The sequence below is a fragment of the Streptomyces sp. CNT372 genome, assembly GCF_000377145.1.
In genome coordinates, this window is sequence record NZ_KB897777.1 from 271870 (window position 1) to 285489 (window position 13620).

The 13620-nt window shown below is 73.4% G+C and carries 10 protein-coding genes and 1 pseudogene; 6 read left to right on the top strand and 5 right to left on the bottom strand.

All coding sequences use genetic code 11. The features are described from left to right. Positions 1–30: 30 nt before the first annotated feature. Positions 31–567 (bottom strand): annotated as a pseudogene (locus C593_RS28785) (PadR family transcriptional regulator); the annotation flags it as partial. 44 nt (positions 568–611) lie between these two features. Continuing rightward, positions 612–2660, bottom strand: a complete 2049-nt coding sequence (locus tag C593_RS0103820) for an NADPH-dependent 2,4-dienoyl-CoA reductase (protein WP_018845990.1) — start codon at positions 2658–2660, stop codon at positions 612–614. A gap of 830 nt (positions 2661–3490) precedes the next feature. On the opposite strand from C593_RS0103820, the gene C593_RS33230 reads away from it, so the two are divergent. From C593_RS33230 to C593_RS0103850, 6 genes are all read left to right on the top strand, one after another. After that, positions 3491–3646 carry a hypothetical protein gene (locus C593_RS33230; RefSeq protein WP_199789989.1) on the top strand — a complete coding sequence of 52 codons (156 nt, stop codon included), beginning with the start codon at positions 3491–3493 and terminating at the stop codon, positions 3644–3646. A gap of 45 nt (positions 3647–3691) precedes the next feature. Next, a complete protein-coding gene (locus C593_RS0103830; RefSeq protein ID WP_018845992.1) occupies positions 3692–4477 on the top strand; it encodes a bestrophin-like domain in 786 nt (261 codons plus the stop codon). 185 nt (positions 4478–4662) lie between these two features. Next, a complete protein-coding gene (locus tag C593_RS28795; protein WP_078521193.1) occupies positions 4663–5856 on the top strand; it encodes an LLM class flavin-dependent oxidoreductase in 1194 nt (397 codons plus the stop codon). Between the two features lie 5 nt (positions 5857–5861). Next, a complete protein-coding gene (locus C593_RS0103840) occupies positions 5862–6542 on the top strand; it encodes an FMN reductase (RefSeq protein WP_018845994.1) in 681 nt (226 codons plus the stop codon). 127 nt (positions 6543–6669) lie between these two features. Next, positions 6670–7116, top strand: coding sequence for a universal stress protein (locus C593_RS0103845; protein WP_018845995.1), 447 nt, complete (start codon positions 6670–6672; stop codon positions 7114–7116). Between the two features lie 288 nt (positions 7117–7404). After that, a complete protein-coding gene (locus C593_RS0103850; protein ID WP_026277321.1) occupies positions 7405–10680 on the top strand; it encodes an AAA family ATPase in 3276 nt (1091 codons plus the stop codon). A gap of 226 nt (positions 10681–10906) precedes the next feature. Here the strand turns inward: C593_RS0103850 and C593_RS0103855 are convergent, their stop codons facing one another. The 3 genes from C593_RS0103855 to C593_RS0103865 form a co-directional block, all read right to left on the bottom strand. Beyond that, positions 10907–11764, bottom strand: coding sequence for an ABC transporter permease (locus tag C593_RS0103855; RefSeq protein ID WP_018845997.1), 858 nt, complete (start codon positions 11762–11764; stop codon positions 10907–10909). Next, positions 11761–12732: a daunorubicin resistance protein DrrA family ABC transporter ATP-binding protein gene (locus tag C593_RS0103860; protein WP_018845998.1), complete on the bottom strand. Its 972-nt coding sequence runs from the start codon at positions 12730–12732 to the stop codon at positions 11761–11763. Before C593_RS0103860 ends, C593_RS0103855 begins: the two co-directional genes overlap by 4 nt. A 126-nt stretch (positions 12733–12858) precedes the next feature. Further along, positions 12859–13500, bottom strand: coding sequence for an NAD(P)H-dependent oxidoreductase (locus tag C593_RS0103865; RefSeq protein ID WP_018845999.1), 642 nt, complete (start codon positions 13498–13500; stop codon positions 12859–12861). Between the last annotated feature and the right edge of the window lie 120 nt (positions 13501–13620).

The following is a 13620-nucleotide window of genomic DNA, read 5'->3' on the forward strand; positions in this document are numbered from 1 at the left end:
GGGCTCTGCCGGGACGGGCTCGGCCGGGACGGGCTCGTCCGCCAGCTCCGCCAGCGTCCGCGTCAGCCAGGTCGTCCAGAAGGTCTCCAGCTCGATGCCCCCGCGCAGCACCACATGGCGCAGCCGGTCCTCCCGGCTGATCCGGCGCTCGGGCGGGAAGTCGCGGCGTTCGATCTCCTCGTAATCCGCCAACTGGGCCCGGTGCAGCTCCAGATGGCGTACCAGCTCGTCCGTCAGGTCCGACCCGCCGACGACCGCGGCGGCGCGCAGCCGCAGCAGCAGCGGCTCGCGCACGGCCCGCGGGTCCTCGCTGCGGTCCACCCAGGCGGCCAGCTCCCCGCGGCCCGCGGGCAGCACCTCGTACTCCTTCTTCTGCCCGCGGGTCGGCTGTGCGGACGGCAGGACGCGGATGTGGCCGGCCTGCTCCAGTTTTCCCAGCTCCCGGTAGATCTGCTGGTGGGTGGAGGGCCAGAAGTAGCCGATCGACCGGTCGAACCGCCGGGTCAGCTCCAGTCCGGACGAGGGCTTCTCCAGCAGGGCCGTGAGGATGGCGTGGGGCAGGGACATGGCCGCATCCTAGGGACGCGCGCCGGGACGGCCCGTGCGCCGGGTCACAGCTCGGCCGCGAGGCGGGTGCCCTGGTCGATGGCGCGCTTGGCGTCCAGCTCGGCGGCCACGTCCGCGCCGCCGATGAGATGCACCGTGCGGCCGGCGGCGCGCAGTTCCTCGTGGAGGGCGCGCTGCGGCTCCTGGCCCGTGCACAGTACGACGGTGTCGACCGCCAGCACGGACGGTGCGCCGTCCACCGTGATGTGCAGGCCCTCGTCGTCGATCCGGTCGTAGCTCACGCCCGCCGTCATGGTGACCCCGCGGTGCTTCAGCTCGGTGCGGTGGATCCAGCCGGTGGTCTTGCCGAGGCCGGCACCGACCTTGCTCGTCTTGCGCTGGAGGAGGTGCACGGTCCGCGGCGGGGCCGGGCGCTCAGGTGTGGTGAGGCCGCCCGGGGCGGCGTAGGAGGTGTCGACGCCCCACTGCCGGAACCAGGTCTCCGGGTCCCGGCTCGCGTCCTCGCCGCCGTCGGTCAGGTACTCGGCGACGTCGAAGCCGATCCCGCCCGCGCCGACCACGGCGACCCGCTCGCCCACCGGGGCGCCGTCGCGCAGCACGTCCAGATAGCTGACGACGCTGGGGTGGCCGACGCCCTCGATCCCGGGGACGCGGGGGGTGACACCGGTCGCGACCACGACCTCGTCGTACTCCTCGGCCGGCAGGTCGGCGGCGGTGACGCGGACGCCGAGCCGGACGTCGACGCCCTCCTCGTCGAGCCGGTGGCGGAAGTAGCGCAGGGTCTCGTCGAACTCCTGCTTGCCCGGGACGCGCTTGGCGATGTTGAGCTGGCCGCCGATCTCCCCGGCCGCGTCGAACAGGGTGACGGTGTGGCCGCGTTCGGCGGCCGAGACCGCGCAGGCGAGCCCGGCGGGTCCGGCGCCGACGACGGCGACGCGCTTGGCACGCCGGGTGGGGGCGAGGACCAGCTCGGTCTCGTGGCAGGCGCGCGGATTGACCAGGCAGGAGGTGATCTTCAGGCTGAAGGTGTGGTCCAGGCAGGCCTGGTTGCAGCCGATGCAGGTGTTGATCGCCTCGGGCCGCCCGGCCGCCGCCTTGGCGACGAACGCGGGGTCGGCGAGGAACGGCCGCGCCATGGACACCATGTCCGCCCGCCCCTCGGCGAGCAGCTGCTCGGCGACCTCGGGGGTGTTGATCCGGTTGCTGGTGACGAGCGGCACGGAGACCGCGCCCATCAGCCTCTTCGTCACCCAGGTGTACGCGGCGCGCGGCACGGAGGTGGCGATGGTGGGGATACGGGCCTCGTGCCAGCCGATGCCGGTGTTGATGATGGTCGCCCCGGCCGCCTCGACCGCCTTGGCGAGGGTGACCACCTCCTCCAGGGAGGAGCCGCCGGGGACCAGGTCGAGCATGGAGAGCCGGTAGATCAGGATGAAGTCCTCGCCGACCGCCTCACGGGTGCGCCGGACGATCTCCAGCGGCAGCCGTATGCGGTTCTCGTAGGAGCCGCCCCAGCGGTCGGTGCGGTGGTTGGTGCACGCCGCGATGAACTCGTTGACGAAGTAGCCCTCGGAGCCCATGACCTCGACTCCGTCGTAGCCCGCCGACTTCGCGAGGACGGCGGCGCGGACGAAGTCCCCGATGGTCTCCTCGATCTCGTCGTCGGTGAGCGCGTGCGGGACGAAGGGGCTGATGGGGGCCTTGATCGCGCTCGGGGCGACCAGGTCCTGGTGGTACGCGTACCGCCCGAAGTGCAGGATCTGCATGGCGATCCGGCCGCCCTCGGCATGCACCGCGTCCGTGACCACCCGGTGCCGGTCCGCCTCCGCCGCGGTGGTGAGGGTGGCCCCGCCCTCGTAGGGGCGGCCCCGGTCGTTGGGGGCGATACCGCCCGTGACGATGAGGCCGACGCCCCCGCGGGCGCGCTCCGCGTAGAAGGCGGCCATCCGCTCGAAGCCCCGCTCGGCCTCCTCCAGACCGACGTGCATCGACCCCATGAGCACCCGGTTGGGGAGGGTGGTGAATCCGAGGTCGAGCGGGCGCAGCAGGTGGGGGTACGGGGCCGGGGTCGGCGGTGCGGTGCGCGTACTCATCGGAGCCTCCTCGCTCGGGTGTCGAGCCAGTTCTATGCGCCTCCCGGGTTTTTTGCAACAAGGTGCAAAATGATGTCCGTCACCGTAGCCGAGGAACGGCCGGAATATGTACGGCGAACACACCGGTCATCCGTACGGGTGATATTGGCCATTCGACCCCATTCCCGACCTCTACCGTGGCGCTCGTGGCGGGATGGCAGCAGGTGAGCGCGCTGGGGATCGCGGTGGTTCTCGGCGCCCAGGGGGCGGGCATCGGGACCTCGGCGTCCGACGACGGGGGTGCGGACGGGGCAGCGCCCCGGGTCACCTCGGCATCCGACGACGGGGGTACGGACGGGGCAGCGCCCCGGGTCGGCGTCACCGCCGGGACCGTCTCGGTCACGGGAGGCCCGGTGCCCGGCGTCGGGGTCGGGACGGTCTCGGTGACGGGCGGCTCGCACCCCGGGGTGTGCGTGGACGTCGAGCTGCCGTCCGGGGCGCACGCCTCCGTGTCCGTCGGCCACTGCCCCCCGCCGCCGCCCTGCCCGGAACCACCGGAGCCGACACCGACCCCCACACCCACACCCACACCCACACCCACACCCAGTCCTACGCCTACGCCTACGCCGTCACCCACCCCCACCCCGGCACCCACGCCTCCGCCGCCGCCTCCACCCGCGCCGGCGCCCGCACCACCGGAGCCCCCCGACCCCGCGCCGGCCCAGGTGCCCCCGCCGGCCCCGCGGCCGGAACCCGAGCCCGAGCCGGAGCCCGCCGAGGCTCCCGCCCCGGCCCTGCCCCGTGCGGTGCCGCCCGCCCCCGCGCCGGGCCCGCCCCGGCAGGTGGAGGCGGTGACCATCCGGACCTACCGCCCCGCCGCCGGCGCACCCGAGAGGCCCGGGACACCGCTCACCGTGCTCATGCTCGTGACCACCACACCGGCCGTGCTGGCGGCGGCCCTGCTGCGACCGCGCTCGCAGTCCGCCGCCCGGCGCGGACGCGCCTGATCCACACCCCGCCCCAACCGTTCCGCATCCCCACGGAGTTCACCCATGTCCGAATGGCTCGTCCTGGGCACCGTGATGGCGGCCGCCTGCGCCGTCGTCCTCGTCGTCACCGTCCTCAGCCAGCGCAGGCGCGCGACGGCGGAGGCGGCGCCGGCGGCCGAGCCCCCGCAGACACCGGACGTCCTCGAGTACATGGTGATGATGGTCGGGGTGGTCTACGCGATCGTCCTCGGCCTGGCCATCGCGGGCGTCTGGGAGGCGCGCGGCGCGGCCCAGGACGCGGTGCGCGCCGAGGCGCAGGCCCTCCACGAGGTCACCCAGCGCGCCCAGGTCTACCCGGCGGACTTCAGGGAGCGGCTGCGCACGGACATCGACGCCTATGTCACCGAGGTCGTGGTGGACGAGTGGCCGCGCATGATCGAGCGGGAGGAGCTGTCGCCGCGCGGGACGGAGCTGCTCGCCTCGGTGCGCACGGTCGTGGCGGAGCGCCCCCCGGCGAACGAACTGGAGGCGCAGGCGTACCAGCCGATGCTGGACAAGGTGGCCCTGGCCGAGGACGCGCGCAACGCACGGGCGGAAGGGGCGGAGGCGACCCTGCCCGGCATCGTCTGGTTCGGACTCATCAGCGGTGCGGTCATCACCGTGGGGCTGATCTTCACCATGCAGATCGGGCGGTCGTTCCGGGAGCTGCTGCTCGCCGGGCTGTTCAGTGCGCTGATCGCTTTCCTGCTGTTCCTGGTGTGGGACTTCGACGCGCCCTTCGGCCGCTCGGGCACCGAGTCCGCAGACGCCTTCCGCCAGCTCTTCCCGGCGGCGTCCGGGCTGGAGTGACCTGCGAGCCCCGGCCTGCGGAGTCCCCGACCTGCGAATCCTCGCTTCCGACGGCCCCGCGGCGCAGGCCCGGGGCCGTCGGAATAGAGGGAGAGGGGTCGTGGTTGAATGGCATAGTTCAACATTCAACCAACATGGTGGGCAACGGACGACGGACCATGGACCACCAGGGAGAGGTGACCGTCATGCAGTTCGGCATCTTCACCGTCGGCGACGTCACGACCGACCCGACCACGGGCCGCACGCCGAGCGAGCACGAGCGGATCAAGGCCACCCTCGCCATCGCACAGAAGGCGGAGGAGGTCGGGCTCGACGTCTTCGCGACCGGCGAGCACCACAACCCGCCCTTCGTCCCCTCCTCGCCGACCACTCTGCTCGGCTACCTGGCGGCACGCACGGACCGGCTGATCCTCTCCACCTCGACCACCCTGATCACCACCAACGACCCGGTGAAGATCGCCGAGGACTACGCCTACCTCCAGCACATCGCGGACGGCCGCGTCGACCTGATGATGGGCCGCGGCAACACCGGCCCGGTGTACCCGTGGTTCGGCCAGGACATCCGCCAGGGCATACCGCTCGCCATCGAGAACTACGCACTCCTCCACAGGCTGTGGAGGGAGGACGTGGTCGACTGGGAGGGCACGTTCCGCAGCCCCCTCCAGGGCTTCACGTCCACCCCGCGCCCGCTGGACGGAGTCCCGCCGTTCGTCTGGCACGGCTCGATCCGCTCCCCGGAGATCGCCGAGCAGGCCGCGTACTACGGTGACGGCTTCTTCCACAACAACATCTTCTGGCCCATGTCCCACACCCGGAAGATGGTCGACCTCTACCGGAAGAGGTACGCCTTCTACGGGCACGGCACCCCGGAGCAGGCGATCGTCGGCCTCGGCGGTCAGGTGTTCATGCGGAAGAACTCCCAGGACGCGGTGCGCGAGTTCCGCCCCTACTTCGACAACGCCCCGGTCTACGGGCACGGCCCCTCGCTGGAGGACTTCACCGAGCAGACGCCGCTGACCGTGGGCTCCCCGCAGCAGGTCATCGAGCGGACGCTGGGCTTCCGCGACGCCGTCGGCGACTACCAGCGCCAGCTGTTCCTGATGGACCACGCGGGACTTCCGCTGAAGACCGTGCTGGAGCAGCTCGACATCCTCGGCGAGGAGGTCGTGCCGGTGCTGCGCAAGGAGTTCGCGAGCCTGCGGCCGGCCGGCGTGCCGGAGTCCGCGCCGCTTCACCCGGCAGTGCCGGGGGCGGGCGCGGGCGAGGCGACCGGGCCCGGCGAAGACCTGGCCGCCGCGGCCCCCGCACCGGCTTCCGCTGCCGGCCCCGTTTCTCTTGCTGCCGTTTCCCTGTCCGCCGACGCTCCGAAGGAGGCATGACGGCCATGACCACCGCTCAGCAGACGAACGGCGCTGCCGCCGGTGCCGGTGCCAGTGCCGGTGCCGACGCCGGTGTCGGCGCCCTGAAGCTCGTCGTCGTGTCCGCCGGACTCGGCGTCCCCTCGTCCACCCGGCTGCTCGCCGACCGGATCACCGAGTCCGTCCGCCGTGAACTGGCGTCGGACGACCGGCCCGTGGACCTCCGCGTCGTCGAACTGCGCGACCTCGCCGTGTCGATCGCCAACAACTTCGTGACCGGCTTCCCCGCGCCGGCCCTGGAGGAGGCGATCGGGGCGGTGACGGAGGCGGACGGCCTGATCGCCGTCACCCCGGTGTTCACCGCCTCCTACAGCGGGCTGTTCAAGTCCTTCTTCGACCTGGTCGAGCCCGAGGCACTGACCGGCACCCCGGTGCTCGTGGCGGCGACCGGCGGCACCGCCCGGCACTCCCTCGTCCTGGAGCACGCGCTGCGTCCGCTCTTCGCGTACCTGCGGGCCCTGGTCGTGCCGACGGCGGTGTACGCGGCCTCGGAGGACTGGGGCGGGAGCGGCGACGCGCTCACCGAGGGGCTGCCGGAACGCATCGCCCGGGCGGGCCGCGAACTGGCCTCGCTGATGCCCGCCCATGCGGCGGGACGTGCGGCGGAACGTGCGGAGCGACCCAGCCCTGCCCACCTGTTTGCGTAGTTTTGCATAGGCTTGCGTGGGGGTGCCGCGAAAGCGCGCACCCCCACCAGGCACGATGCGACGACGCGACGCGGCAGCGGCGCGACGACGCGTCGCACAGCAGCTCGGCGGCCGCGGAGGTGGCGACATGGCAGGGAACGGACGGATCGTCGTGGGCGTGGACGGTTCCGAACCGTCCGTCGAGGCGCTCCGGTGGGCGGTGCGGCAGGCCGGCCTGAGCGGGGAGACGCTGGAGGCCGTCATCAGCTGGGAGTACCCGGCGGCCGGCTGGGCGTCGATGGTCCCCGCGCTGCCGCCGGACTTCGACCCGGAGCAAATGGCCGCCAAGATCCTCGACGACACCCTGGAGCAGACCCTCGGCGCGCAGGCCGCGGCGGCCGTGGAGCGCACGGTCCTGGTCGGCAACCCCGCGCAGGCGCTCATGGACCGCGCCCAGGGGGCATCCCTGGTGGTCGTCGGGGACCGGGGCTACAGCGGGTTCAAGGCAGCTCTGCTGGGCTCGGTCGGGCTGCACCTTTCGCAGCACGCGCCGTGTCCGGTGGTGGTGGTGCGGGGGACGACGGCGACGGCGTAGGGACGCCGGGGCCGGCTCCTGCCGCCCGGTCCGGGCCGGGGGGCACGGACCGGACCGGCTCGGCACGGTCCGGCTCCGACCGGACCGGCTCTGCCCGCCCGGGTCTGCCCGATCGGGTCTGCCCGATCGGGCCCGGCTGCCCGCGCGGACGCGCGACGGTCCTCCCGCCGTCCCGGGCCGGCCCGTGCGACAGGCGGAATCAGGGATTTCCCCAGGTCGCGGGGAGCGGAACGCGGGGTTCTCCACAGGGCCGGTGGGATGTCCGAGCAGCGGCCTATCGTGTGGCGCATGACCTCTGGACTCATCGGGCGCGACCACCCCGCGGGCGTCCTCCGGACCGAGATCGGCCGGGCGACGGACAGCCACGGGGGCCTGGTGCTGGTCACCGGCGAGGCCGGCATCGGCAAGACGACCCTGGTCACCGAGGCGGCCGACGAGGCCCGCCGGCGCGGTGCGCTCGTCCTCGGCGGCTCCTGCTGGGACTCGGACAGCGCCCCGGGCTACTGGCCCTGGGTGCAGGTGGTCCGGGGGCTGCGCCGGGGGGCCGGGCCCGAGGTCTGGGAGGAGGCCGAGAAGGCCGCGGGCGGGCTGCTGGCCGTGCTGCTCGGGGAGGCCCAGGGTGAGGCGGAGTCGGCCGGCCCCGAGCCGGGCGGGGAGAGCTTCCCCCTGTTCGACGCGGTGACGACGGCCCTGGTCACCGTCTCCCAGCACCGGCCGGTCGTGGTCGTCCTGGAGGACCTGCACTGGGCCGATCCCGCCTCCCTGCGGCTGCTGGAGTTCGCGGCGCAGCACGCCTGGTTCGAACGGCTGCTGCTGATCGGCACCTACCGGGACGTGGAGGTGGAGGCCCCCGACCACCCGCTCCAGCGTCTGATCCTGCCCCTCGCCGCCCGCGCGGGCGCCGCTGTGACCCTGACCGGCCTGGAGCGGGACGAGGTCGGCGCGCTGATCGCCGTCATCGCCGGGGGCGAGCCCGAGCCCGCGCTCGTCGACGAGGTGCACCGGCGCACCGGGGGGAATCCGTTCTTCGTCGAGCAGACCGCCCGTATCTGGCACAGCGGACACCCGGTCACCGCGATCGCCCCGGGGGTCCGGGAGGCGGTCAGACGGCGGCTCGCCCTGCTCCCGGACCCGGTCGGCGAGCTGCTGGTCACGGCCGCGGTGCTGGGGCGCGAGTTCCACCGGCAGGTGCTCGCCGCCGCCTCCTCGGCGCCCGTCCCCCATGTGGACCGGCTGCTGGAGCGGGCCGTCGCCGCCCGGCTGGTCACACCGCGCACGAGCGGGCGGTTCGCCTTCGCCCACGACCTGGTCCGGGAGACCCTGTACGACGGGCTGGGCGAGGCGGAGGCACGGACCCGGCACGCGGCCGCCGTCCGGGCGCTCCGGGACCGGCCCGGGCCGCCCGGCTCCGGGGTGCCCGCCCTCCCGGCGGACCTGGCGCGGCACGCCTATCTGGCCGGTGGCGAGGTGGACCGGGGCACCCGGGTCGATCTGCTGGTCGCCGCCGCGCGGGACGCCTCGGGCCGGCTCTCCGCGGAGGAGGCCATCGGGCACTTCCGCCGCGCCGCCGAGGCGGCCGAGGGGGACGCCCGCCGGAGTGCGCTGGTCCTGCTCGACCTGGGCGGCGAGCTGCGCCACGCGGGCGAGGAGACCGAGGCGTGGGAGTGCTTCGACCGCGCGGCGGACCTCGCCGAGGAGCTGGACGCCCCCGAGCTGCTGGCCCGGGTGGCGATCACCCTGCACAGCCAGGCCGAGATGCACGGGGAGCAGGAGCGCCGGCGCACCCAGCGGCTGCTCCGCGACTCCTACCGGCGACTCGTCGCCCGCGACCAGGAGGAACTCGCCGGGCTGTCGAACGAGCAGATCGCCCGGGATCTCGCGATCCGCTGCACGGCCCTCGCCCGCGACGAGGGGGACGACGACGCGCTGTCCTTCTCCCTGTGGGCCCGGCACGACGCGATCTGGGGGCTGGGCACCGCCGCGGAGCGGCTCGATCTGACGGACGAGATGGCCGATGTCGCCCGCCGCACGGGGAACCCCGAGATGGAGCTGCACGCCACCTCGATGCGCTGGGTCTCGCTGCTGGAGCTGGGGGACCCGGGCTTCCACGCCCAGGTGCATCGCTTCGTGGCCCTGGCCGAGCGGGCGGGGGTGCGCCGTTTCGAGATGGCCGTGTCGGTGGACCGGTCCCTGGTCGCCGGGCTGACCGGCCGGTTCGACGAGGCGAGGGAACTGCTGGACAGCGCCATGGAGGAGCAGCACCAGCACGCGGCCTTCCTGTTCATGGCGCTGCACATGGACTGGGCCCTGAAGCTGCTCATGGGACGGCTCGACGAGGCGCAGGCGGTGCTCACCGGGGTCGACGAGACCGGGCACCCCTATCCGCGTCTGCTGGAGGCCCTGACGGCCGTGGAGCGGGGGGAGACGGAGCTCGCCCGGCGGCTGGTGGAGGAGCTGGACGCCCTGCCGGAGCCGATGCCGCGGGCGTTCGCGCCGCTGATGATGCGGGTGCGGGCGCAGACGGCGGCGGCCACGGGCGACACCCGGGCGATCGCCCGCTCGCGGGCGGAGCTCGAGCCGTACGGCGGCCAGTGGGTGGTCTCCCTCTACGGCTGCGACATCGGCGGGCCGGTCGATCTGTGGCGGGGCCTGCTGGACGCCGCCGAGCACCGCACCGGGGACGCGGTCGCCGCCCTGACGGCGGCCGCCGAGTCCGCCGACCGGCTCCAGGCCAGGCCCTGGGCGGTCCGGGCGCGGGCCGCCCTCGCCGGGGTCCTGGAGGAGGCGGAGGGTCCGGCCGCGGCGCTGCGGTTGCGGGTCCGGGTGAGGGAGGAGGCCCGGGAGCTGGGGCTGACCCATCTGCTGCCCGCACCGGGCCCGGAAGCCGGGCCGGACACTGGGCCGGACACCCCCGCTCCCGCTGTCATCGGCCGCCCCGGGGCCGGGCCGGGGCCGGGGTTGGGGTTGGCGCCCGTGGCGGCGGGTCCGACGGCGCCCCGTCCGGCGACGGAGGCGGAGCGGCCCGAGTTCCGCCGGGACGGGGCGGTGTGGGCGCTCACCTTCGCCGGGCGGAGTGTGCACGTACCGGACGCCAAGGGGCTGCGGGATCTGCACACCCTGCTGCGGCACGCCGGGAGCGACCTCTCGGCCGTGTCCCTGCTCGCCCCGGAGGGCGGGGCCGAGGTCGTCGCCGCCCGCGGACTCGGTGGTGACGCGGTCCTCGACGAGGAGGCCAAGCACCGCTACCGGCAGCACCTCGACCGGCTGGACGAGGAGATCGACCGGGCCGCGGCCCTCGGTGACACGGCCCGTGTCACCGCATACGAAACCGAACGGAAGGCGCTGCTGGAGGAGTTGCGCAAGGCCGCCGGGCTGGGCGGCCGGACCCGCCGCCTCGGCGACGAGGCGGAACGGGCCCGCAAGACCGTCACCGCCCGCATCCGCGACACCCTGCGCCGCCTGGACTCCCTCCACCCAGAACTCGCCGCCCATCTCCGGGAGTCCGTCGGCACCGGCTCCTCCTGCGCCTACCGCCCGGTCCGGCCCGTCCACTGGCGGCTCTGACCCCGGGCCGGGGCAGAGGGGGAGCCGGGGCAGAGGGGGAAGGGTCGTGAGCAACGAACGGCGAAGGGCGAACAGTCCCTGGCCCTCCCGGCCTCCCGGCACGCCGCTGCCGCCGTCCGGCGGGCCGGGCGGCGGCAGGGGTAGGGGCAGGGGCAGGGGGCAGGGGCAGGGGAAACTGCGCGGTGGTACGGAGGGGTGGTCGGGGCGGCCGGGGGCCGTCCCGCCGTCACTTGCGGTTGTAGAGCCGCATCGTGACCGAACCGAAGACCACCAGGAGCGCAGCCGCCCAGCCGAGCGACCAGGCGATGTCCGCGGTGGGCCAGTTGCCCGCCATCAGCTCGCGGACCGCGGTCGCCACATGCGTGACCGGGCTGTTGTTGACGAACGCCTGGAGCCAGCCCGGCATGGTGCGCGGGTCCACGAAGACATTGCTCAGGAAGGTCAGCGGGAAGATCACCATCATGCTGACGCCCATGACCGACTTCTCGGTGCGCAGCAGCAGGCCGAACATGGTCCAGATCCAGGAGAACGCGAAGGCGAAGACCAGGAGCAGGGCGACGCCGAGGACCACCCCGACGACCCCGCCGTGGGGCCGGTAGCCGAGGATCATGCCCACCGCGAGCATCACCGCGGAGGCGATCACATAGCGCACCATGTCACCCAGCAGGTAGCCGACCATCGGGGACGGCCGCCAGATGGGCAGGGTGCGGAAGCGGTCGAAGACGCCCTTGGTGATGTCGGTGTTCACCGCGACGCCCGTGTACATCGTGATCATCACGACGCTCATGGTCAGGATGCCCGGCAGCAGGAACTGGATGTAGTCCGAGACGGAGCCGGCGATCGCACCTCCGAAGAGGTACGTGTACATCACGACCATCATGATCGGGAACGCCGTCACATCGAAGAGCTGCTCCGGCACATGCTTGATCTTGAGCATCGCCCGCCAGCCGAAGGTCAGCGAGGCGGAGAGCGCGCTCGGCCGCGGCGGGCGGTCCGTGGCGACCAGCAGGCGCGCCAGGTCGTCGGCCCGGGGGGCCTCCAACTCGACGTCGACGGTGTCCTTGGTGGTGGTCGCGGTGCTCATGCTGCCGCCCCCTTCTTCTTGTCGGTGAGGGCGAGGAAGACCTCGTCCAGGCTGGGCTGGCCCAGCGCGAAGTTGTCCACGACGATGCCGCCCCGGGCCAGTTCGGCCAGGGCGTGTGCCGCCTGTTCGGCGGCACCGCGCTCGCTGCCGTTGCGCACCCGGGCGGTGAGGGCGACCGGGTCGGAGTCGAGCTGGACTTCGGCGCCGAGTACCGAGACCAGGACCCGCTCCGCCTCGGGCCGCTGGTCCGCCTCGCGCAGCCGCAAGTGCACCGAACCGGAGCCGACGGACGACTTCAGCTCTCCCTTGGTGCCCTCGGCGATCACCCTGCCGTGGTCGATCACGGCGATCCGCGAGGCGAGCTGATCGGCCTCGTCCAGGTACTGCGTGGTCAGCAGGACGGTGGTGCCGTGCGCGACCACCGCCCGGACGATGTCCCAGACCTGGTTGCGGCTGCGCGGGTCCAGACCGGTGGTGGGCTCGTCGAGGAAGAGCAGCTCCGGGGTGTTGAGGATCGAGGCGGCGATGTCGATACGGCGCCGCATACCACCCGAGTAGTTCTTCACCTGCTTGTCGGACGCCTCGCTGAGGCCGAACGCCTCCAGCAGCTGCGCGGCCCGGTCGCGGGCGGCCGGCTTGGAGTGGCCGAGAAGCCGGGCGAGGAGCACGAGGTTCTCCGTGCCCGTCAGGTCCTCGTCGACCGAGGCGTACTGCCCGGTGAGGCTGACCCGGCTGCGGACCGCGTCGGCGTCCTTCTGCACGTCCTTGCCGAAGACCCGGGCTTCGCCGCCGTCCGGGCGGAGCAGGGTCGCGAGCATCCGCACGGTGGTCGTCTTGCCCGCTCCGTTGGGACCGAGGACCCCGTAGACCGTACCGGTCGGCACCCGGAGGTCGACGCCGTCGACGGCGCGCTTGTCGCCGAACACTTTGACCAGCCCGGTGGTCTCGATCGCAAGATCTGTACTCATCGTCAGTCCTTCGGTTCCTTTGGTCCGTGGAAGGGGAGACCCCGGCGGGTGCGGGAAGTCATCGGTCGGCGCGGCCCGGGCCGCGGGCGGGCGGCGGGTGGCGGGTGGCGGGTGGCGGGTGGCGGGTCATGAGGCGTAGGGGCGCCGGGCGCGGGCGTCCCGCAGGGCCGTGCCCCACCAGTGGAGCTGGTCGAGCATCAGGGAGGCGGCGCCGGCGCGCTCGTCGAGCACGTCGTCGAGGAGGTTGACCGCGACTCCGTTGCGCATGGTCACGGTGTGGAGTTCGGTGAAGACGGAGCGGAGGTGCTCCACCGCGTACAGACCGCGGGAGCCGTGGCCGTAGCTGACGAAGGCCACCGGCTTGGTGTGCCACTCGTCGTACGCGTAGTCGATGGCCTGCTTGAGGGAGGCGGGAAAGGAGCGGTTGTACTCCGGGGTCACGACGACGAAGGCGTCCGCACGGTCGACCTCTTGGACGAAATCCCGGATGTGCGCGGTGGTGTGGTCCGGGTAGCGGGCCGGGAAGTCGAAGTCGACCAGGTCGACGGCCCGGGGCTCCACGTCGTCGCGGTCGCCGGCGAGGCGGAGGAACCACTCGCCGACCTTCTCGCCGACGCGGCCCTCCCGCGTGCTGCCGATGATCACGGCGACCCGCAGGGGCCCGGTGTCGTCTCCGTCCGCTTCCCGCTCCGGTCGCCGCCGCGGTGCGGCGACCTCGTGGCTGTCGTCACCACCCGCTCGGCTCTGGCCCCGGTCCTCCTCCCGCACGGTGCGCCTCCCTCCGCCGGTCTCCGTCCGGCTCCCGTGGCCGGCTGTTTCCGGCTCTCACGTAGAAGGCGCGAGACGCGACCGCGCGCCCGCCAGATCCGATCCGGCGGGCCGCCCGCC

Bases quoted from the DNA above. Each gene is read 5' to 3' on its own strand.
- C593_RS0103840 (WP_018845994.1), top strand. From the start codon at position 5,862: ATGACCACCGCTCAGCAGACGAACGGCGCTGCCGCCGGTGCCGGTGCC.
- C593_RS0103830 (WP_018845992.1), top strand. From the start codon at position 3,692: ATGTCCGAATGGCTCGTCCTGGGCACCGTGATGGCGGCCGCCTGCGCC.
- C593_RS0103860 (WP_018845998.1), bottom strand. From the start codon at position 12,732: ATGAGTACAGATCTTGCGATCGAGACCACCGGGCTGGTCAAAGTGTTC.
- C593_RS0103845 (WP_018845995.1), top strand. From the start codon at position 6,670: ATGGCAGGGAACGGACGGATCGTCGTGGGCGTGGACGGTTCCGAACCG.
- C593_RS28795 (WP_078521193.1), top strand. From the start codon at position 4,663: ATGCAGTTCGGCATCTTCACCGTCGGCGACGTCACGACCGACCCGACC.
- C593_RS0103850 (WP_026277321.1), top strand. From the start codon at position 7,405: ATGACCTCTGGACTCATCGGGCGCGACCACCCCGCGGGCGTCCTCCGG.
- C593_RS0103820 (WP_018845990.1), bottom strand. From the start codon at position 2,660: ATGAGTACGCGCACCGCACCGCCGACCCCGGCCCCGTACCCCCACCTG.
- C593_RS0103855 (WP_018845997.1), bottom strand. From the start codon at position 11,764: ATGAGCACCGCGACCACCACCAAGGACACCGTCGACGTCGAGTTGGAG.